This window comes from Microbacterium caowuchunii, from assembly GCF_008727755.1.
GTDB lineage: Bacteria > Actinomycetota > Actinomycetes > Actinomycetales > Microbacteriaceae > Microbacterium > Microbacterium caowuchunii.
Window position 1 is genome coordinate 840,804 of record NZ_CP044231.1, and the last position, 20,575, is coordinate 861,378.

At 70.1% G+C, this 20,575-nt stretch carries 21 protein-coding genes; 10 read left to right on the top strand and 11 right to left on the bottom strand.

What is annotated here, in order from left to right; genetic code table 11:
• The first annotated feature begins 130 nt into the window (after positions 1-130).
• The 4 genes from sigK (at position 131) to F6J84_RS03960 (ending at position 3,522) form a co-directional block, all read left to right on the top strand.
• Complete coding sequence (sigK, locus tag F6J84_RS03945) at positions 131-721, top strand: ECF RNA polymerase sigma factor SigK (protein WP_150894596.1); 591 nt, start codon at positions 131-133, stop codon at positions 719-721.
• On the top strand, positions 718-1,626 hold the full coding sequence (locus tag F6J84_RS03950; protein WP_150971552.1) for an anti-sigma factor: 909 nt from the start codon (positions 718-720) through the stop codon (positions 1,624-1,626). Before sigK ends, F6J84_RS03950 begins: the two co-directional genes overlap by 4 nt.
• Positions 1,627-1,636: 10 nt before the next feature.
• The gene (locus tag F6J84_RS03955; RefSeq protein ID WP_150971554.1) at positions 1,637-2,275 is read left to right on the top strand and encodes a DNA-directed RNA polymerase subunit beta; all 639 of its coding nucleotides are present in this window, start codon (positions 1,637-1,639) and stop codon (positions 2,273-2,275) included.
• Positions 2,276-2,637: 362 nt separating this feature from the next.
• The gene (locus F6J84_RS03960; protein WP_150971556.1) at positions 2,638-3,522 is read left to right on the top strand and encodes an aminodeoxychorismate lyase; all 885 of its coding nucleotides are present in this window, start codon (positions 2,638-2,640) and stop codon (positions 3,520-3,522) included.
• A 271-nt stretch (positions 3,523-3,793) separates the two neighbouring features.
• Here the strand turns inward: F6J84_RS03960 and F6J84_RS03965 are convergent, their stop codons facing one another.
• From F6J84_RS03965 to F6J84_RS04005, 9 genes are all read right to left on the bottom strand, one after another.
• Complete coding sequence (locus F6J84_RS03965; RefSeq protein WP_420846191.1) at positions 3,794-4,327, bottom strand: GNAT family N-acetyltransferase; 534 nt, start codon at positions 4,325-4,327, stop codon at positions 3,794-3,796.
• A 171-nt stretch (positions 4,328-4,498) separates the two neighbouring features.
• Positions 4,499-5,338, bottom strand: coding sequence for a type IV toxin-antitoxin system AbiEi family antitoxin domain-containing protein (locus F6J84_RS03970; RefSeq protein WP_150971560.1), 840 nt, complete (start codon positions 5,336-5,338; stop codon positions 4,499-4,501).
• Between the two features lie 314 nt (positions 5,339-5,652).
• Positions 5,653-6,432, bottom strand: a complete 780-nt coding sequence (pstB, locus tag F6J84_RS03975) for a phosphate ABC transporter ATP-binding protein PstB (RefSeq protein ID WP_150894583.1) — start codon at positions 6,430-6,432, stop codon at positions 5,653-5,655.
• 18 nt (positions 6,433-6,450) lie between these two features.
• Entirely contained in the window at positions 6,451-7,548 is a 1,098-nt protein-coding gene (pstA, locus tag F6J84_RS03980; RefSeq protein WP_191905746.1) for a phosphate ABC transporter permease PstA, read from the bottom strand.
• On the bottom strand, positions 7,548-8,501 hold the full coding sequence (gene pstC / locus F6J84_RS03985; protein WP_150971562.1) for a phosphate ABC transporter permease subunit PstC: 954 nt from the start codon (positions 8,499-8,501) through the stop codon (positions 7,548-7,550). Before pstC ends, pstA begins: the two co-directional genes overlap by 1 nt.
• 81 nt (positions 8,502-8,582) lie before the next feature.
• Positions 8,583-9,677 carry a phosphate ABC transporter substrate-binding protein PstS gene (gene pstS / locus F6J84_RS03990; RefSeq protein WP_150971564.1) on the bottom strand — a complete coding sequence of 365 codons (1,095 nt, stop codon included), beginning with the start codon at positions 9,675-9,677 and terminating at the stop codon, positions 8,583-8,585.
• Between the two features lie 226 nt (positions 9,678-9,903).
• A complete protein-coding gene (locus F6J84_RS03995; protein WP_150971566.1) occupies positions 9,904-10,842 on the bottom strand; it encodes an NUDIX hydrolase in 939 nt (312 codons plus the stop codon).
• Positions 10,839-13,007, bottom strand: coding sequence for an RNA degradosome polyphosphate kinase (locus F6J84_RS04000; protein WP_150971568.1), 2,169 nt, complete (start codon positions 13,005-13,007; stop codon positions 10,839-10,841). The genes F6J84_RS03995 and F6J84_RS04000 overlap by 4 nt, the downstream gene beginning before the upstream one ends.
• 44 nt (positions 13,008-13,051) lie before the next feature.
• Positions 13,052-13,747: a winged helix-turn-helix domain-containing protein gene (locus F6J84_RS04005; RefSeq protein ID WP_150971570.1), complete on the bottom strand. Its 696-nt coding sequence runs from the start codon at positions 13,745-13,747 to the stop codon at positions 13,052-13,054.
• A gap of 122 nt (positions 13,748-13,869) precedes the next feature.
• Between F6J84_RS04005 and F6J84_RS04010 the strand changes: the two genes are divergently transcribed.
• The 3 genes from F6J84_RS04010 (at position 13,870) to ygfZ (ending at position 16,044) form a co-directional block, all read left to right on the top strand.
• Positions 13,870-14,166 carry a hypothetical protein gene (locus F6J84_RS04010; RefSeq protein WP_150971572.1) on the top strand — a complete coding sequence of 99 codons (297 nt, stop codon included), beginning with the start codon at positions 13,870-13,872 and terminating at the stop codon, positions 14,164-14,166.
• A 163-nt stretch (positions 14,167-14,329) separates the two neighbouring features.
• Complete coding sequence (locus F6J84_RS04015) at positions 14,330-14,929, top strand: heme-binding beta-barrel domain-containing protein (protein WP_150971580.1); 600 nt, start codon at positions 14,330-14,332, stop codon at positions 14,927-14,929.
• The gene (gene ygfZ, locus F6J84_RS04020; protein WP_150971582.1) at positions 14,926-16,044 is read left to right on the top strand and encodes a CAF17-like 4Fe-4S cluster assembly/insertion protein YgfZ; all 1,119 of its coding nucleotides are present in this window, start codon (positions 14,926-14,928) and stop codon (positions 16,042-16,044) included. Before F6J84_RS04015 ends, ygfZ begins: the two co-directional genes overlap by 4 nt.
• Here the strand turns inward: ygfZ and F6J84_RS04025 are convergent, their stop codons facing one another.
• A complete protein-coding gene (locus F6J84_RS04025; protein WP_150971584.1) occupies positions 16,045-16,860 on the bottom strand; it encodes a class I SAM-dependent methyltransferase in 816 nt (271 codons plus the stop codon).
• Between the two features lie 51 nt (positions 16,861-16,911).
• Between F6J84_RS04025 and F6J84_RS04030 the strand changes: the two genes are divergently transcribed.
• Positions 16,912-17,658: a phosphoglyceromutase gene (locus tag F6J84_RS04030; RefSeq protein ID WP_150971586.1), complete on the top strand. Its 747-nt coding sequence runs from the start codon at positions 16,912-16,914 to the stop codon at positions 17,656-17,658.
• A 67-nt stretch (positions 17,659-17,725) separates the two neighbouring features.
• On the opposite strand, the gene phoU is transcribed toward F6J84_RS04030, so the two are convergent.
• Positions 17,726-18,391, bottom strand: a complete 666-nt coding sequence (gene phoU, locus F6J84_RS04035; protein ID WP_150971588.1) for a phosphate signaling complex protein PhoU — start codon at positions 18,389-18,391, stop codon at positions 17,726-17,728.
• Positions 18,392-18,555: 164 nt separating this feature from the next.
• On the opposite strand from phoU, the gene F6J84_RS04040 reads away from it, so the two are divergent.
• Together F6J84_RS04040 and F6J84_RS04045 are read left to right on the top strand one after the other, a co-directional pair.
• A complete protein-coding gene (locus F6J84_RS04040) occupies positions 18,556-19,860 on the top strand; it encodes a sensor histidine kinase (protein WP_150971590.1) in 1,305 nt (434 codons plus the stop codon).
• Positions 19,857-20,540, top strand: a complete 684-nt coding sequence (locus tag F6J84_RS04045; RefSeq protein WP_150971592.1) for a response regulator transcription factor — start codon at positions 19,857-19,859, stop codon at positions 20,538-20,540. Before F6J84_RS04040 ends, F6J84_RS04045 begins: the two co-directional genes overlap by 4 nt.
• Positions 20,541-20,575: the final 35 nt, after the last annotated feature.

Sequence of the window (20,575 nt, forward strand, 5' to 3'; positions counted from 1 at the left end):
CCCATCCCGCCGCGACCGCGACGTTCACGAGGCATTCGGGGAGCGATCGAGATCGGATTGCACGGAACGGGTAAATCGTTCCCGCGCAAGGGTCCCGGTCCGGTCGGGGCGCGTGGGGCATGCTGGACCAATGGTGATCGACGGCATCGACGTCCCGGATGACGGGAGCGGGTCGGTCGACCACGTCGGTGAGCTGATCCAGCGGGTCGCCGGTGGGGACCAGAACGCGTTCGCCCGCCTGTACGACATGCTCTCGCCCCGCGTGTTCGGACTCATCCTCCGTGTGCTCGTGGATCGGGCCCAGAGCGAGGAGGTGCTGCAGGAGGTCTTCCTCGAAGTGTGGCAATCCGCCGCCCGGTTCGTTCCGAATAGGGGACAGGGAAGGTCGTGGGTGCTCACGATGGCGCACCGACGTGCGGTGGACCGCGTCCGCGCCGCGCAGTCGAGGGCCGATCGGGACGTGCGTGTGGGCTTCCGTGACCTGGAGGTCCCGCATGATGGCGTGGCCGAGCAGGTGGAGTTGAGAATAGAGGGGAAGCGGGTGGCCCAGGCCCTTGCGGAGCTGCCCGAGGCTCAGCGCGAGGCGATCACCCTCGCGTACTACGGCGGCTACTCTCAGAGCGAGATCGCGGCTCTGCTGGGGTCACCGCTCGGGACCGTGAAGACCAGGATGCGGGACGGCCTGTCCCGACTGAGGAGCAGCATGGGGGTGACGCCATGAGTGAACGGGATTTCGACGAACTGTCGGCGGGTGACGCCCTGCACGCGCTGACCCCCGACGACGAGCGGGCTCTGCGTGACACCCTCGCGACCGAGCCCGCACTCCAGGAGCGTCTCGACGCCGACCGGGAGGCCGCATCCCTCCTCGCCGAGCGGGTCCCCGAGGTCGTTCCTCCCGCGGGGATCCGTGACGCCCTCCTCGCCCGGATCGCCGTGACCCCGCAGGATGCCCCGCCGCCGCGGGACGCGCCGTCGCAGGAGGGCGCCCGCCCGCACTCGAAGGCCGGGGACGAGCGCCCGCATTCGGCGGACGGGGATGCCCGCCCGCATTCGGCCGACGCGCGCGCGCACTCGGGCCCGGAGACCGGGGGCGCCAGCCCGCATTCGGCCCCGGAGGACACCCGCCCGCATTCCGCCGGCGGAAGCACCCCTTCCGATGCGCCGCGACGGGGATGGGGCACGCGTGCGTGGTTCGCGCTCGCCGCCTGCCTGGTGCTGATCATCGGCATCGGAGGTGCGGTCGCGGTGGTCTCGCAGCAACTGAACCGGCCCGAACCGGTCGTCGCTCTGGAACGGATCGAGAGCGCCGCGGACGCACAGTCCGCAGCGGCGACGGTGGACGGCGGAGGGGAAGCCGTCCTGCACTGGTCGCCCAGCCTCGGCGAGGCCGTCCTGGTGTCGGACGACCTACCCACCATCCCCGAGGACAAGACCTACGAGCTCTGGTACCTCCGGGATGGTGAACCGATCTCGGCCGGTGTCTTCGCCGTGGACGACGGTGACGCCACCGCGATCCTCGGCGGGGAGATGCACGAGGGCGACACGATCGCGATCACGGTGGAACCGTCGGGCGGGGCGCCCGGCGGAATCCCCACAGGTAGCCCGATCGTCGCGATCGCCACGTAGCCTGGTAGGGATGACCGACGACGCCACACGCTTCCACAAACCCGTCCGCCGCCCCGCGGAACTGTTCGACCGGATCTTCCCCGCCGAGGACCCGGCCGAGGTGTCCCGTGTCGCCCACACCACCGCATCCGCCCTGCTGACGCGGGTGCGTGCGGATCCGGATGCGGGCACCGTCGACCGCCTCGTGGCGTTCACCGACGACCACGGCATCGACGACATCGCCGAGCTGTGGTCGCGTGCGCCGGCGCGCTCGCTGCCGGGTGCCCTGTGGCGGCTGTACCTGCTGCAGGTGATGATCCACGACGACCCGCGCACCGCCGCCTTCCTCTACGAGCGCGGCCGCGGGGAGCTCGCGTCCGCCGACGTGATCGTCGCGGGGGCTCCCGCGCCGGCCGGGCCGGAAGAACTCGTGGCGTTGATCGACACGATCATGCGGGGCCTGTTCCAGGGGGATTTCGCGGTCGCCCTGGAGCGCGCCGCGGCCTTCTGCCGCGTCGTCGCCTCCGGCTCGACACATCTCGCGGACGACTACGAAGCGACCGAACCGCAGCGGGGGTCGGCCCTGACGACGCGTGCCCTCCGGCTGGCCACCTACGCCGAGGACCTCTCCGCCTGCGCCGCGCTCTGGCGTCGGGACTCCCTGACCTGAGCGGGCCGGGATCTGCCTGGCCTGAGCGGACGGATCTGCCTGGCTTGAGCGGACGGATCTGCCTGGCTTGAGCGGGCCCGCCTGGCCGCGGCGGGATCTGCCGGGAGCGGTGGGTAGTCGTCAGCGTCGGCGGCGGGGGCTCGCGGATCCGGGCGGGCGTGCTCAGCATGGCCTCGGCGGCAGGATCCGGCCCCGGGCAACGGCGCGAAGCGCCCGGGAAAAGGAAGCGCCAGGCCGCAGAAACGCCTCTCGGCGCAAGGCCGCTCGCAGCGGCAGATTTTGGAGCCCGGGGTTACTGCGGCCCGGCTGTTCCAGTGTAACGGCACGGCGCCCCCGCGCATTCCCCCGACTAGGCTCTGGGGATGGCCTGGCGTTTCGCGCTCCTGATCGAGCCCGCAGCATCCGACGAGTCCCGTGCGGATTTCGCCGACACGCTCACTCCCATCGATCCGTCCGCTCCGGCGCTGAGTATCGGCGAGCTGAGCACGCAGCGTGGCGACGGGATCTTCGAGTCGATCGGTGTCGTGGACGCGCACCCACAGGAGGTGCAGGCGCATCTGGAGCGGCTCGCGCACTCCGCGCGCGTGTGCGACCTGCCCGCGCCGAATCTCGCGCAGTGGGCGCAGGCCGTGTCGGTGGCCGCGGCGCAGTGCCCGCCGGGGGAGTGCGTGATCAAGCTCATCCTCAGCCGCGGGGTCGAGCACGGACCCGCACCGACCGCGTGGGTGACGGTCGCCTCGGCCGCCGACAACACGGCTGCCCGCGAGAACGGCGTGCGCGTGGTCGTCCTGGACCGCGGGTTCGACAGCGGCGCGCCGGCACGGGCGCCGTGGCTCCTGCTCGGAGCGAAGACCCTCTCGTATGCGCCGAACATGGCCGCGCTTCGCGAGGCCCGCCGTCGCGGGGCGGATGACGCCGTCTTCGTCTCGAGCGACGGCGTCCTCCTCGAAGGACCGACGTCGTCCCTCGTCCTGCGGCAGGGCGACCGCTTCGTCACCCCCGCGCCGGGTGCCGGCATCCTGCACGGGACGACCCAGCTGAGTCTGTTCGCCCACCTCGAGGATCGCGGTTTCGAGACCGCGTACGAGACGCTGCCGACGGCGGCGCTGTTCGAGGCGGATGCGGCATGGCTCGTCTCCAGCGTCAGGCTCGCGGCCGGCATCACCGCCGTCGACGACGCGCCGCTGCCGTACGACGCCGCCTTCACGCGGGAGCTGAACGACTACCTGCTCTCGCCCAGGTCCTGACCCGTCCGCATCCGCGCTTCGTGGATCGGGTCGCGCCATCCCGTTCGGTTCAGTGCACCCCGTCCCGTTCGGTCCCGTGCACAACGGCCCGTTCGGTCCCGTGCACAACGGCGGGGATCTCCCGCGCCACGCCGGTCCGGGATGCTGTGGCACGGGGTGTCGGTCATGATCTCCGCCGTTGTGCGCCCGTGAATCCGCGCCGCGCCGCGCCGCACCGCGCCCAGCGATCGTAGCCACCGCGCCCACCGCCCGCGTCCGCCGGTCCGCAGCTTCACACGGTCATGCTCAAGACGATGCGGCGTGAACGGCCCGCCGTGCGATCGTCCTCGACGCGCTGCATCCCGATCTTGGTGGCGACGCGCTCAGATGCCCGATTCTCCGGGTGGATGATGGCGATCAGCTCCCGCACGTCGAGTTCCTCGGCGACGAGGTCGCGGCATGCCGCAGCCGCCTCTGTCGCGATGCCCCGCCCCTGCCATTCCGGGACGACGTGGTACCCCACTTCGAGCCGGTGGAACCCGTTGACGTCCTGCCAGGTGAGGCCGCAATCCCCGATGAAGGCGCCCGTGTGCGTCTCGATGATCCAGAGTCCGTACCCGTGCTCGGAGTAGTTGCGCTCGTTCCATGCGATCCACGCAGCTGCTTCTTCGCGGGTCTTGGGCGCGGGGTAGTAATGCATGACGTCCGGGTCGCCGAGGAGACGAGCCATCGCGTCCAGGTCGGACGGCCCCATCCGGCGGAAGCGGAGTCTGGCGGTATCCCGGGGAAGCACCTCAGCAAGATATCGGACGGCCGCGCGCGCCACCTGTGACGCACAACTGCGGAGACCGCCAGTGCCCTCCCGCTTCCGGATGGAGGTGCGCGGGGTGTCGCTCATGATCTCCGCCGTTGTGCGCCGGTGCCGGGCATGTCACCGGCCCCGCGCCGGTCGTGCGGCGGGCGTGCGGCGGGCGCCGTCCCGACCCCGGGGCGACGATCAGCGGTGGTGCCCGGCGTGGACCGCGCCGAGGATCGCGCGTTCGACCAGGTCCCAGTCGTGCACGATCATCGCGTAGTCGAACCTCAGGGTGACGTAGCCCCAGGCGGCGGCGTTGGCATCCCGGACGAGATCCTTGTGACGCAGGGGCGCGGATGCGTGATTCAGCCCGCCATCGGCCTCCACGAGCAGCCGATCGCCGATGAGCAGGTCGACGATCCCGACGGACGGGATCCGGGCCTGGGTCCTCACCTGGAGCCCATGATCGCGCAGCCGCCAGCGCAGCAGCGACTCGATTCCGCTGTCGGCATCCGTCCGGGCGAAGGCGATCGCCGTCCGTCCCGCCTCGTTCGTATTGCAGCGCAGCCAGGTGAGATCGGCCGAACTGAGCATGCCCTGTCGAAGTGCCGACTCGAGCGAGACGAAGAAGTGCTCGGTGCCGCGGCACATCAGAAGCTGACGCAGCAGGCGCGCGACGGATGGGATGTCGAATCGATCGCCGCTCGCGGCGTCCCAGTGCGCGATGCAGGCGCACCCGGGCACCCCCGCCGTGGACGACGGATGCTGCCGATGCGCCCCCGGCAGCATCCACACGTGCAGGTCCGGGGCGTCATCGAGCACCCACACGCCGCGGTGGCGCAGCCCGGAGACGCAGGCGAGCGACCCGCCGTGGGTCGCCGCGGCGCGCACGTCGACGCACGTGCCGCTCACCGCGTACACACCCCGGCGGAGTCGGATGAGGCTTCCGATGTCGAGCTGGGACTCCAGCTGGGAGCGGGACAACCCGCCGGCCCGCAGCTGCGCATACGTCTGGATCACCGGTCCCGTCGTCGCGCACATGTCTCCAGGCTGGCCGGCACCGCATCCCGTCGCCGTGCCGTGGCCGAACCCGTGAACAGATGGCGCGGGTCACCGCCTGGGGAGGAAGCATCCCCCCTGCGCGGCGTCCGGGGTGGGTCCCGGGGTCCCGGGAACCGTGCCGCCGAATCCGCGCACAGTGGCGGAGATGGGTGGCGACACGCCGTGTCCGGATGCGGGTGGCCGGGGTGTCGGTCGGGATCTGTGCCGTTGTGCCGGGGTGGGCCAGCCCGGGCCAGCCCGGGCCAGCCCGGCGCCCGAGGCCGGCGCCCGAGGCGCCAACCCCCGCGGCGAGCTCAGCCGAAGCGGCCGGAGACGTAGTCCTCGGTGGCCTGAACGGAGGGGGTGGTGAAGATGGTCGAGGTGTTGTCGTACTCGATGAGCTTGCCCGGCTTGCCGGTGCCGGCGATGTTGAAGAAGGCCGTCTTGTCCGAGACGCGGCTGGCCTGCTGCATGTTGTGCGTCACGATCACGATCGTGTACTCGCTCTTCAGCTCGTCGATCAGCTCCTCGATCGCATAGGTCGAGATCGGGTCGAGCGCCGAACACGGCTCGTCCATGAGGAGGACGTCGGGGGAGACGGCGATGGCCCGGGCGATGCACAGGCGCTGCTGCTGGCCGCCGGAGAGTCCCGAGCCGGGCTTCTCGAGCCGGTCCTTGACCTCGTTCCAGAGGTTCGCCCCGCGCAGCGACGTCTCGACCAGGGCGTCGGCGTCCGACTTCGAGATGCGTTTGTTGTTGAGCTTCACCCCGGCCAGGACGTTCTCACGGATCGACATCGTCGGGAAGGGGTTCGGCCGCTGGAAGACCATGCCGATCTGGCGGCGCACCAGCACGGGGTCGATGCCCGGTCCGTACAGGTCGTCGCCGTCGAGCAGCACCTCGCCCTCGACGCGGGCGCCCGGGATGACCTCGTGCATGCGGTTGAGCGTGCGCAGGAAGGTGGACTTGCCGCATCCGGACGGCCCGATGAACGCGGTGACGCTGCGCGGCTCGATCTGCAGGGAGACGCCCTCCACGGCGAGGAAATCACCGTAGTAGACGTTGAGGTCGTTGACTTCGATGCTCTTGGACACGAGGTTCCTTCGGTGTGATCAGCGGCCGGTCTTCGGCGCGAAGACCTTCGCGACGGTCCGGGCGACGAGGTTGAGCAGCATGACGATGACGATGAGGGTGAGGGCGGCGGCCCAGGCCCGGCCGATGTACGCCTCGGGCGGGATCCCCTGGTTCATGTACTGCGTGTAGGTGAACACGGGCAGGGTCTGCATCCGCCCGTTGAAGAGGTCGTAGTTCATGGATGCGGTGAAGCCGGCCGTGATCAGCAGCGGTGCGGTCTCGCCGATGACCCGGGAGATGGAGAGCATCACCCCGGTCGTGATGCCGGCGATCGAGGTGGGGAGGACCACCTTGAGGATGGTGAGCCACTTGGGCACACCGAGCGCGTACGCCGCCTCACGCAGCTCGTTGGGAACCAGGCGGAGCATCTCCTCGGTGGAACGCACGACGACCGGGATCATCAGCACAGCCAGCGCGACGGCGCCGATGATGCCGAGACGGACACCCGGACCGAGGAAGAGGGCGAACAGGGCGTAGGCGAAGAGCCCGGCCACGATGGAGGGGATGCCGGTCATCACGTCCACCAGGAAGGTGATGCCGCGTGCCAGGCGCTTGCCCGCCCCGTACTCGATCAGGTAGATCGCCGTGAACAGTCCGATCGGGATGGAGATCACAGCGGCCGACAGCGTGATCAGGACGGTGCCGACGACCGCGTGCAGGGCGCCGCCGCCCTCGCCGACGATGTTGCGCATCGAGTTCGAGAAGAACTCGGCGCTCCAGTTCGGGGCGCCGAGGGTGACGACCGTGAAGGCGACCGAGATGAGCGGGACCATCGCCAGGACGAACGCGGCCGAGACGATCCCGGTGACCAGGCGGTCCAGCGCCTTCCTGTGACCCTCGATGATCGCGGACAGGACGTAGATGAGGACGAGGTAGACGATCGCCGAGCAGACCATCCAGCCGGCAACGTTCACCGCATCCCCGCCTGCGGCGGCGACGATGAGGAAAAGCGCGAAGACGACCAGCAGCGTCGCGCCGAGGAGCGTCCAGGGCGCCCACTTGGGCAGCCGGCCGTTGGTGAGCCGGGTGGTCGTGCCGCCCATGGTGGTGCGCGGGGGAGTGAGGGTCGCGGTCATCAGTTTGCCCCCGAGAATTCCTTGCGCCGGCTCACGATGTAGCGGGCGACGGCGTTGACGGCGAAGGTCACGACGAACAGGATGAGGCCCGTGGCGATGAGGACGTTGATGTTCGTCCCGTACGCCTCGGGGAAGCTCAGCGCGATGTTCGCCGCGATCGTGTTGGGGTTGTCGGGGGTGAAGAGTTTGAAGGAGATCCCGCCGGAGACCGACAGCACCATGGCGACGGCCATGGTCTCACCCAGCGCGCGGCCGAGCCCCAGCATCGCGGCCGACACGATTCCGCTGCGGCCGAACGGGAGCACCGCCATCCGCACCATCTCCCAGCGCGTGGCGCCGAGGGCGAGGGCCGCCTCTTCGTGGAGCACGGGGGTCTGCAGGAAGATCTCACGGCAGATCGCCGTGATGATCGGCGTGACCATGACCGCGAGCACCATCGCCGCGGTGAAGATCGTGCGCCCGGTGCTCGAGACCGGGCCGTTGAACAGCGGGAACCACCCGACGTTGTCGACGAACCACGTGTAGATCGGCTGCACCGCGGGGGCGAGCACACCGATGCCCCAGAGACCGAAGACGACCGACGGGACGGCCGCCAGCAGGTCGACGACGTATCCGAGCGCCTGAGAGAGCCGGCGCGGCGCGTAGTGCGAGATGAACAGTGCGACGCCGAGCGAGAGCGGCACGGCCATCACGAGGGCGAGAGCGGCGGCCCACACCGTCCCGAAGACGAGGGGCCAGACGTAGTCCCAGAAGTTCGTCGGGAGGATCGAGGCATCCTCGTTCGTCGCGAACAGCGCCGGGAGCGACTGCACGATGAGGAAGATAGCGACGGCGGCGAGCGTCACGAGGATCATCGAGCCGGCCGCCAGCGCCGTCGCGGAGAACCAGCGGTCGCCGGGACGCTGCTTCCCCTTCAGATTCGCGGTGCGCGGCTCCGCGGTTGTCGTGGTCATGGGCTCGATTCTCTCGCTGGCAGAGGATGGTCATAAGGGTGCCCGGTCCCGACATGCGCGTCGGGACCGGGCACCGGGCGATCACTCGATCGTGGCGACGGCGGTGTTGATCTGCTCGCGCAGCGTCTGGGAGATGGGTGCGCTGCCGGCCGCGTCCGCCGCAGCGGTCTGGCCCTGCTCGCTCGCCGCGTACTCGAAGAAGCCCTTCACGAGCTCCCCGGTCTCGGCGTCGGCGTACTGCGCGCAGCCGATGAGGTAGCTGACGAGCACGAGCGGGTAGGTACCCGCTTCCGTCGTGGTGCGGTCCAGCTTGATCGCGATGTCGGTCGCGGCGCGGCCCTCCTCCTCGGGGGAGACGTCGACGCTGGCCGCGGCGGCCTCGGGCGAGTACGAGACGAACTCGTCGCCGACCTTGATGGCCGCGGTACCCAGGTTGCCGGCGCGCGAGGCGTCGGCGTAGCCGATCGTGCCCTGTCCGCCCTCGACCGCGGAGACGACGCCCGAGGTGCCCTGTGCGGCCTCGCCGCCGGACACCGGCCACTCCTCGACGGAGCCGTAGGTCCAGACGGACCCGGCGTTGGCGCTCAGGTAGTCGGTGAAGTTCCCCGTGGTGCCCGACTTGTCGGAGCGGTGCACGGGGTTGATGTTCGTCGCCGGCAGCGCCACCCCCTCGTTGAGCGCCACGATGGCCGGGTCGTTCCAGGTGGTGATCGTGCCGGCGAAGATCCCGGCCAGCGTGGGCGCGTCGAGGTTGAGCGACTCGATGCCGTCCAGGTTGAAGATCACCGCGATGGGGGAGATGTAGGTCGGGATCTCGACGAGGTCCGAGCCTTCGGCGCAGCCGTCGAACGGTCCGGCCTCGATCTCATCCAGCGTGAAGGGGCGGTCGGATCCGGCGAAGGCGATGGCGCCGGCCTGGAAGGCCTCGCGACCGGTGCCGGAGCCGGACGGATCGTAGTCGACCGTGATCCCGGGGTTCGTGGCCTGCAGGCCGGCGGTCCAGGCCTGGACGGCGACCTCCTGCGAGGACGCGCCGCCGCCGACGAGGTTGCCGGACAGGGCGCCCTCGGGCGCTTCGGTGGCCGGGCCACCGCGTTCGTTCGCGGCACAGCCGGCGAGAGTGAGCGCGGCGACGGCGGCGAGGGCGCCCACCTGGGCGATACGGGTGATCTTCACAACGACATCCTTCACATGTTCGGGAGACAAGCCCGGTGCGGGGCCACCCAGAAACTAAGTGCGTGCGTTGACCAGAATGCGCTGTGCGGGTGAACGCCAGGTGAACGGATCCAGGCGGAACCGTGCGTACGGTATCGCCGCATCACCATCCGTTCACGCGGCGTACCGATCGCGGATGCCCAGGACGTGCCGAGGACACCGCCGAGGGCGGTCGTGGCGGCGCGGATCAGGGCTTCGGCAGATGCGTCTCGATCGCCGCGATGCCGGAGCCCGGGTTGGTCAGGGACAGATGGACGACCGAGAACGCCGCCACCTCGAGCGCCGATGCGCTCCCGAGATAGGAGCCGCGGAGCGTGCCCGTGGCGAGAGCCAGTTCGTTCAGCAGGTCGGGAAGGACCGGTCCGTGGCTGCAGATCACCGCGGGCTTCCGGGCGCGGACGCGTTTGCCGATGACCTTGCGTGCATCCGTCGTACCGTCCTCCCACGCGTCCTGGCTGATCAGCGGCGTGGTACGGATGTCGCGGCGCAGCGCCTTCGCGAGCGGCTGCACCGTCGCGACGCAGCGGACCGCGTCGCTGGAGACGATCCGGCGCACGCCGAAGCTGCGGAGGGGGCCGACGATCGCGTCGGCCTGCTTGCGGCCGCGGGGGCTGAGCGGCCGGGCGGCGTCGGGGCCGTCCCAGTCGTCTCGGGAGAGGGCCTTGGCGTGGCGGAGCACGATGAGCGGGAACGTCTCCAGCACCCCGTCGTCGACGAAGCGGAGGAAGTTCTCCAGGATCTCCACGTCGACCGGGTAACTCAGGTAACCGAGCGCCCGTTTGGGCGTGACCCACTCCAGTGCGGCGATCTCCTTGTTCGGCACGAACGCCGAGTCACGGATCGCTCCCTCCGTCGCCTGCGCCGACCAGTAGTGCACGATCTTGGTGCGCTTGCTCGGGAGGCGGTAGCGGGAGACACCCACCGGCAGCCCCAGGTGCACCCGGATGCCGGTCTCCTCGAAGATCTCGCGGACGGCCGTCTCGGCGAGCGCCTCGCCGGGATCGACCTTCCCCTTGGGCAGCGTGACGTCCCGGTAGCGGGTGCGGTGGATGAGCAGGACGTGGAGCTTGCCCTCCACCCGGCGCCAGACGACTCCGCCGGCGGCGTACACGGCCGTCTCGGTCATCGCACCGCGCGGGAGCGGCGGCGCCGCTGCACCATCGCCATCGTCTTGTCCTGGATGTCGGTCAGCGGCGCGCCGTCGGCATCCGCGGAATGCCGGGTCCAGACGCCGTCCTCACCGAGCCACCACGAGCTGGTCTCGTCGCTCATGGCCAGGGCGAAGAGGTCGTTGAGCTCGGCCACCTGCTCGGGTGCGGCGATGCGCACGAGCGCTTCGACCCGGCGGTCCAGGTTCCGGTGCATCATGTCGGCGCTGCCGATGTAGGCCTGCGGGTCGCCGTCGTTGCGGAAGGCGAAGATCCGCGAGTGCTCGAGGTACCGCCCGAGGATCGAGCGCACCGTGATGTTCTCGCTCATCCCCGGGACACCCGGGCGGATGCTGCAGATGCCGCGCACCCAGATCTGAATCGGCACCCCGGCCTGACTCGCCCGGTAGAGCGCGTCGATGATCTGCTCATCGACCATCGAGTTGACCTTGATGCGGATGCCGGCGAGCTTGCCGCTCTCGGCGTTCCGACGCTCCCGGTCGATCAGCCGGATGAGGCCCTTGCGCAGGTGCAGCGGGGCGACCAGGAGGCGCTTGAACTTCTTCTCGATGGCGTAGCCGCTGAGTTCGTTGAAGAGCCGGGTCAGATCGCGGCCGACATCCGGGTCGACCGTGAACAGGCCGAGGTCCTCGTAGATTCGGCTGGTCTTCGGGTTGTAGTTGCCCGTGCCGACGTGGCTGTAACTGCGCAGCACGCCGCCCTCCTGGCGGATGACGAGTGCGAGCTTGCAGTGGGTCTTCAGCCCGACGAGGCCGTAGACCACGTGGACGCCGGCCTTCTCGAGCTTGCGTGCCCAGACGATGTTGTTCGCCTCGTCGAAGCGTGCCTTCACCTCGACGAGCGCGAGCACCTGCTTGCCCGCCTCGGCGGCGTCGATGAGCGCCTGCACGATCGGGCTGTCGCCGGAGGTGCGGTAGAGGGTCTGCTTGATGGCCAGGACGTGGGGATCCTTCGCCGCCTGCTCCAGGAACGCCTGCACACTGGTCGCGAACGACTCGTACGGGTGGTGGACGAGCACGTCCCCCTTGCGGATCGCCGCGAAGATGTCGGGGCGTTCGTTGTTGTCGCCCGGCTGGAACGCCACCGCGGTGGTGGGCACGTGCGGCGGGAAGTGCAGGTCGGGGCGGTCGATGCGGGACAGGTCGAACAGCCCACGCAGGTCGAGCGGGCCGGGGAGCCGGTAGACCTCCTGCTCGGTGATGTCGAGCTCCTTCAGGAGCAGGTCGAGCGTCAGGTCGTCCATGTCGTCGGTGATCTCGAGCCGGATCGGGGGACCGAACCGCCGGCGCAGCAGCTCCGCCTCTAGCGCCTGGATGAGGTTCTCGGTCTCGTCCTCCTCGATCACGACGTCCTCGTTGCGGGTGAGCCGGAACGCGTGGTGGTCGAGGATCTCCATCCCGGGGAAGAGGTCCCCGAGGTGGTTGGAGATGAGGTCCTCCAACGGCAGGTAGCGGGCGTGGTCGCCGTCGCGGGAGACCCGCACGAAGCGGGGCAGCATCGGCGGCACCTTGAGCCGGGCGAACTCCTGGCGGCCGGTCTTGGCGTTGCGCACCCGGATCGCGAGGTTGAGGGAGAGCCCGGAGATGTAGGGGAAGGGGTGGGCCGGATCGACCGCGAGCGGCATGAGCACGGGGAAGACCTGCGCCTGGAAGTAGTCGTGCAGCGTCTCGCGGTCGGTCTCGTCGAGGTCGCCCCATCCAATGACCTCGATGCCGGCGTCCGCCAGCGCGGGCTTGACCAGGCTCTGCCACGCCTCGGCGTGCCGCAGCTGCAGCGCGTGCGCATCGCGGGAGATGTCGGCGAGCACGTCCTGCGCCGCGCGCCCGACGTTGGAGGGGAGTGCGAGCCCGGTGATGATGCGGCGTTTGAGCCCGGCGACGCGGACCATGAAGAACTCGTCGAGGTTGCTGCCGAAGATCGCGAGGAAGTTGGCACGTTCGAGCGCCGGGACCCGCGGGTCCTCGCCCAGTTCCAGCACGCGCTGGTTGAACGAGAGCCAGCTCAGCTCGCGGTCGAGATAGCGGTGGTCGGGCAGTTCGGCATCCGCGATGCCTACGGCCGAGTCGAAGTCGTCGTCATCCGCGTCGCCGAGCCCGGAGTCGAGCATCTCGTCAGGAATCATCTCCTCATCATTGCAGGATGAGGTGGCCGCCGCGCCGGTTTCGATCAGGCGTCGGAGCGGTCCTTCGTGGCCGGGACCTGGTCGTCCTCGTACACGTTGAACCGGTAGCCGACGTTGCGCACGGTGCCGATGAGCTGTTCGAGATCACCGAGCTTCGCGCGCAGGCGCCGGACGTGCACATCGACCGTCCGTGTCCCGCCGAAGTAGTCGTAGCCCCACACCTCGCTGAGCAGCTGCTCGCGCGTGAATACGCGCGAGGGATGCGTGGCGAAGAAGTGCAGCAGCTGGAACTCCTTGTAAGTGAGATCCAGCGGCTTGCCGTGCACCTTCGCGGCGTAGGAGGACTCGTCGATCGTGATGCCGGAGGTCTGGATGCGGGTCGAGACCTGCTCCTTCGACATCCGTCCGACGGCCAGGCGGATGCGGGCGTCCACCTCCGCGGGGCCGGCGGTCACGAGGATCACGTCGTCCACGCCCCAGTCGGCCGACACGGCGGTCAGTCCGCCCTCGGTGACGATCAGGACGAGCGGGGCGTCGAGTCCGGTCGTGGTGAGGATCTTGCACAGCGACTTCGCCCCGACGAGGTCCATCCGGGCGTCCAGGAAGATGACGTCGGCGGAGGGGGCGTTGACCAGCTGGGCGGGTTCCGCCGGGATCTGACGCACCCGATGACTCAGCAGTTCGAGGGCAGGCAGTGCAGGCGCGCCACCGGCGGAGCTCAGAACGAGAAGCTGTGCCACGGGAGAAACCCTTCCGGCCGGGTCGGCGTATCGGCCTCATCTTATGCCGTGTCAGGACCATCGGAACTCGCACCCGGTCCGCCGTGTGCACGGTTCGGGCGCGCGTGCGGGACAATGATCGTATGTCGACCACCGAACTCGTGCCACGCCGGCCCATCGGCGGCATCGTCGCCGTGTGGATCGTCGCACTGCTCGCCGGTCTCGCGATCGGGATCTTCGTGAGCCCCGACGCCCGCCTCACCTGGATGTCGATCGCCATGGGCGGATGCCTCATCATGGCGTTCGGGGTCCAGCTCGCCTACGGACGGGCGCAGCGCTTCATCCACCGCGTCGCGCTCAGCACCCTCGGGGCGCTCCTGGTGCTCGGCGTGATCAGCGCCGCATTCGGGCTCGCCGCGCTCATGACCGCCGTCGTCTGAGTCGCCCGGCCCGCCTGTCGTGGCGCTACAGTAGAACGCATGGACCTCGTCGCTCTCGAACTGTTCTTCGTGGGACTTCTGGCCCTCGCCTCGGTCGCGATCGTGTTCGTGTCCGGGGTCGTGGTCAAGAACCTGTATCGCGGACAGCGATAACGGACGGGCCGTGATCGAGCTCCCTACCGATCTGCCCGCAGACCTCGCGCCGCTCTCGTGGCTGCTCGGGGTGTGGGAGGGGACCGGAGTCATCGACTACACGGCCGGCGAACACCACTTCACCGGCGAGTTCGCCCACCGCGTCAGCTTCAGCCGCGACAGCGGCCCCGTCCTCAGCTACTCGGCATCCGCGTGGCTCATCGACGGCGAGGAGCGCACGCCGCTCGTGTCCGAGGTGGGCTTCTGGCGTCTCGTGCGCCCCGCGACGGCCGCCGAACCCGGCCCGGGGCTGCTCCCCGGAATCGGGGTCGCGCCCGTGCGCACGGCCGATGACGTCGAGGCCCTGCGCACCGCAGAGGGCGGCTTCGAGATCGAGGCGTCGATCGTGCATGCCGACGGCGTGAGCGAGCTCTACCTCGGCCAGATCCGCGGGCCCCGCATCGACCTCGCGACCGACGCCGTCGTGCGCTCGGCCAGCGCGAAGCCGTATGCGGCCGCCACGCGGATGTACGGTCTCGTCGAAGGGCACCTGCTCTGGGCCTGGGACATCGCGGCTCTCGGTGCGGACCTCGCCTCGCACGCCTCCGCGCGACTCGCGAAGGCGGAATGATGGATGCCGATCTCGGCCGGGTACCCGGCGCCGTCCTGGCTGCGGGCGTGCTCCAGCACGCCGGCGGGCCGCTGATCGAGCAGCGCGCTCTCGTACGCGGGACGGCCGTCGCGCCGCGCGCGGACCGCCGCGTGCTCGCCGTCACCGGGGAGGACCGCCTGTCATGGCTGGACTCGGTGACCTCGCAGGCTCTCACCCGGCTCGAGCCGGGCCGCTCGACCGAACTCCTCGTGCTGGACCCGCAGGGAAGGGTGGAGCACGCCGCCGCCGTCCTCGACGACGGCGAGACGACATGGCTGATCGTCGACCGTGACGACGCCGATGCGCTGCTCGCCTGGCTCCTGCGCATGCGGTTCCGGCTGCGCGTCGCCCCGCGCGACGCGAGCGACGAACTGGCCGTCGTCGGCGTGACCGACGCCGGGCTCGGACTCGTCGTCCCCGCGGCGCCCCACGAGGTGCCCCTGGTCTGGAAGGACCCGTGGCCGGAGATCGGTCCCGGAGGTGTGGGCTACGCGCCCGAAGCGGATCACCCGGGTTACGCGGTGCGGTGGAACGAGGTCCTGGTCACCGAGGCGGAGCTCCAGCGGCTGATCGACGCGGCGGTGTCGGGCGACCTGGCCCTCGCCGGAGCCCTGGCGGTCGAAGCGCTCCGGGTGGCGGCCTGGCGTCCGCGGTGGTCGGCGGAGGTCGACGAACGCACCATCCCGCACGAACTCGACTGGATGCGCACCGCGGTGCACATGGACAAGGGGTGCTATCGCGGCCAGGAGACGGTCGCGAAGGTGCACAACCTCGGCCACCCGCCTCGCCGGGTGATCGCCCTGCAACTGGACGGCAGCGACGACATCCTGCCCACTCCCGGCGATCCGCTCCGGGTGGGGGAGACGGAGATCGGCCGGATCACGTCGGTCGCCCGTCACCACGAGGACGGCCCCATCGCGCTGGCCGTCGTCAAGCGGTCCGCCGCCGTGGACGGGGACGGACTCGTCGTCTCCACGGCCGAGGGCGATGTCACCGCGACGGCGACGACGGTGGTGCCCCCGGATGCCGGTGCAGCTGCCGCCGTGCCCCGGATGCCGCGGTTGTCCCGGCGTCCTGTCGCCACCCAGCCCTGATCAGCGCGGGGCGACCCGCTCCCAGGGGACGGTCACCTCACCCAGCCGCCAACGCCCGCGCTGACGCAGCGGCCAGCCGGCGTCGGTCATCGCCTGCAGCGTCGCGCGCCACCGCTGCACCGGCCCGAACGCCGACACGGGCGCTGCCCGATCCCACTCGCGATCGAGCGTCAGGAGGAAGTCGTGCACGCCCTCCCCGGGGACGTTCCGGTGGATGAGCGCTTTCGGCAGCCGCTCGGCGGCGATGGACGGCCGCTCCAGCTCGGCCAGCCGCAGCGAGACGGTGAGCGTGCGCGGCACGGCATCCGCCCCGACCTCCACCCACGTCGCGACCCGCCCCACCTCGTTGCACGTGCCCTCGACGAGGATGCCGTCGGTCGCGAGTCGTGACGTCATCCGTGCCCAGGCGTCCGGGACGTCGGCCTCGTCGTACTGCCGCAGCACATTGAGGGCACGGATGATCGTGGGACGCCGGGCCGAGGGGACCTCGAATCCGCCCCGGTCGAACCCCACCCGCGCGTCCGTCCGGAACGCGGTGGCACCCGCGCGCACCCGCTCCAGCTGCGTCCGCGCGGTGCGGACCCGTTCCGGATCGATCTCGAGCCCGCGGACCTCGACATCGGTCCGCGCCGCGTGCAGCCGGGCCTCGAGCTCGAGGGCGGTGACGCCGCTCGCGCCGTACCCGAGATCCACGACGAGCGGATCCGCAGCCGCCCTCCGCAGCACCGGGTGGCGTGCGATCCAGCGGTCGATCCGGCGCAGGCGGTTCGTGCCGGTGGTGCCCCGTGTGATGCGTCCCACCGGTGCAGAGGCCATGCATCCATGATGCCAGCGGTTCCCGCGCGGCCCGGTCGATATCATGGGCCCATGACCTCCCCACACACCCTGATTCTGCTCCGGCACGGCCAGAGCCAGTGGAACGAGCTGAACCTGTTCACCGGCTGGGTCGACGTGCGACTCACCGAGCAGGGCAAGGCCGAAGCCCGGCGCGGCGGCGAGCTGCTCGCTGAGGCGGGCCTGCTGCCCGACGTGGTGCACACCTCGTTGCTCAGCCGCGCCATCCAGACCGCGGACATCGCCCTCGATGCGGCCGACCGTCTCTGGATCCCGGTGACCCGGTCGTGGCGACTCAACGAGCGCCACTACGGTGCGCTGCAGGGTAAGGACAAAGCCGAGACGCTGGCGGAGTTCGGCCAGGAGCAGTTCATGCTGTGGCGCCGGTCGTTCGACGTGCCGCCGCCGCCGCTCGACGACGCCTCCGAGTTCAGCCAGGTCGGCGACGTGCGCTACGCCGGGATCGACGGTGAGGTGCCGCGCACGGAGTCGCTCAAGCTCGTCATCGACCGCCTCCTGCCGTACTGGAACGACGCGATCGTCCCGGACCTCACCGCGGGCAAGACGGTGCTGGTCGCCGCGCACGGCAACTCGCTGCGCGGACTGGTGAAGCACCTCGAGGGCATCGGCGACGACGAGATCGCCGGCCTGAACATCCCCACCGGCATCCCGCTGGTCTACCGCCTCGACGAGAATCTCGTGCCGCTCGGTCCGGGCGAGTACCTCGACCCGGAGGCCGCCGCCGCCGGCGCCGCTGCGGTCGCGAACCAGGGCAAGTAACTCCACGAACGAGGGCGGGACGGATGCGTCGGCATCCGTCCCGCCCTCGTTCGCGCGATGACCGGGATCAGTCGTACTCGGTCTCCGACGCCGGGACCCAGTCTCCGGTGGCGAGGTAGACGATCTTCTTGGCGACCGAGACGGCATGGTCGCCGAAGCGCTCGTGGTAGCGGCTCGCGAGGGTGGCGTCGACCGTGGCGGACGCTTCGCCCTGCCAGGACTCGCTCAGCACCTTCTCGAAGACGCTCACGTGCAGCTCGTCGAGCTTGTCGTCGGCGTTGCGGATCTCCTCGGCCAGCTCCAGATCGCGGGTTTTGAGCAGCTCGGTGAGCTTGCGTGCGAGCTCGACGTCGATCTGTCCCATCTTGGTGAACGTGCCCTTCAGGCCCTTGGGGATGGCCCGGTCTGGGAAGCGCATGCGGGTGAGCTGGGCGATGTGCTCGGCGATGTCGCCCATGCGCTCGAGGGACGCGCTGATGCGCAGCGCCGACACGACCGTGCGCAGGTCGCTCGCGACCGGCTGCTGGCGGGCGAGGATGTCGATGGCCAGCTCGTCCAGGGCGATCGTCTTGTCGTCGATCACCGGGTCGTTCTCGATGACCTCCTCGGCCAGCGCCACATCGCTCGTGCCGAAGGCGCGCGTCGCCTTTTCCATCGCCTCGGCGACGAGCTCGGAGATCTCGACGAGACGGACGCGCACTTCGTCGAGAGACTGCTGGAATACCTCGCGCATGGACAGATGCCTCCTGGGATCGATGGGCGGAACAGCCGCATCCCGGCGATTGTCGCCGCCGAAGGTTAACGGATGGTGCCCGAGCAGTGAATATTATCCGTGCTGACGGCGGGAAGGGGCCAACTGGCCGTTGTCGGTGTTCGTCGTCCCTCTACGCTGGAGCCATGAATTCGACGCAGCTCGCGCTGCTCGCCCTGGCGATGGGCCTTCTCGCGGGAGGCGGTGTCACCCTTCTCATCGTCGCCGCGGTGCGGGCCCGGGACCGGGTGGAGGCGCGCAGTTCCCGCGCCGTACCGGACGGGGTATCCGACATGCTCGCCGCGATGGACGAGACCGCGCTCGTCGTGGACACGTCCGGAAACGTAAGAGCGGTCTCCGAGAGCGCGGCGGCGTTCGGTATCCACGTCGGGGAGACCCTCCCGGACGACCGCCTGCGGGATCTCTTCCGTAGCGCCCGATCGGGTGGGCGGGCGGCGCTCAGCCTGACGATGCGGCGGGCAGGATCGCCGGCGGAACCGAGGCTCGTTGCTGCGCGGGGGTCGCGGATCACGCCCACGCTCATCCTGATCGTCATCCGGGACATCACCGAGCGCGAGCGGGTCGAGCAGATGCGGCGCGACTTCGTGTCGAACACGTCGCACGAACTCAAGACACCGGTGGGTGCGATCATGCTGCTCTCCGAAGCCATCGAGTCCGCAGCAGACGAGCCGGACCGGGTGCGCGATTTCGCGCGGCGCCTGCACGGTGAGGCGGCGCGCCTGAGCAGCCTGACCTCGCGTGTCATGAGCCTCTCCCGCCTGCAGTCCGCCGACGAGCTCGCCGAAGTCCGGGACGTGTCCGTCGACGCAGTCGTGACGTCCGCGCTGGAGGCGTACGCGCTGACCGCGGAATCGGCCGGCGTCGCCCTCGTCCGCGGCGGGGCGCGGGGTCTCACCGTCCGCGGCGACCAGCAGATCCTCTCCGAGGCGCTCGGGAACCTCGTCTCGAACGCCGTGGCCTATTCGCCGCCTGGTGCGCAGGTGGGTATCGGCGTCAAGGAGGAGGCGGGGGTGGTGGAGATCGCGGTCACCGACCGCGGGATCGGGATCTCGGAGGAGGATCAGCAGCGCGTCTTCGAGCGCTTCTACCGCTCGGATCAGGCGCGCTCGCGCCGCACCGGCGGGACCGGACTCGGGCTCGCCATCGTCAAGCATGCCGTGCAGCGCCACGGCGGGGAGGTGCGGCTCTGGTCCCGGCTGGGGCAGGGGTCCACGTTCACCATCCAGCTCCCGCTCGCCGCTGCGGACACCGGTGCGATCCATACGGAGCCGCGCGACAAGCGCCGGGCCAAGAATGCCAAGAAGAGGTCGCGGACGGACGCCACCGCGCCGGCCCCGGCCGTGCCGTCGGGCGGGCCCGTCGAATACCCGCCCGCGTCTGCTGCACCACCACCCGCACCCGTGGAGCCGAGGGAGAGTGTCACCGAATGACTCGCGTGCTGATCGTCGAGGACGAGCCGGATCTGGCCGATCCGCTGGCCTATCTGCTGCGCCGCGAGGGGTTCGAGGTAGAGGTCGCCGAGGACGGTCCCTCCGCGTTGAGCGCCTTCCGGGATCGCGGGGCGGACATCGTGCTGCTCGACCTGATGCTGCCGGGGATGCCGGGCAGTGAGGTGTCCCGGCACATCCGCGCGGAGTCGTCCGTCCCGATCATCATGCTGACGGCGAAGGACAGCGAGGTGGACATCGTGGTCGGCCTGGAGCTCGGCGCCGACGACTATGTGACGAAGCCCTACTCGTCACGGGAGCTCCTCGCCCGGATGCGTGCCGTCCTCCGGCGGTACGCGCAGAACGACGCCGACCTGGACGAGCGGGTCCTGACAGCGGGACGGGTCGTGCTCGACATCGATCGGCACACCGTCGCCGTCGACGGCGTGGAGATCGGGATGCCGCTGAAGGAGTTCGAGCTGCTCGAGCTGCTCATGCGCAACGCCGGGCGGGTCCTCACCCGCGGCCAGCTGATCGATCGGGTGTGGGGGAGCGACTACGTCGGGGACACGAAGACCCTCGACGTGCACATCAAGCGGATCCGGTCCCGGATCGAGGCGAATCCCGGCGAGCCGGTGATGCTCGTCACCGTGCGTGGCCTCGGCTACCGTTTCGAACCCTGACCGGCCGCATCAGCCGGTATACGAGGAAGGGGCAC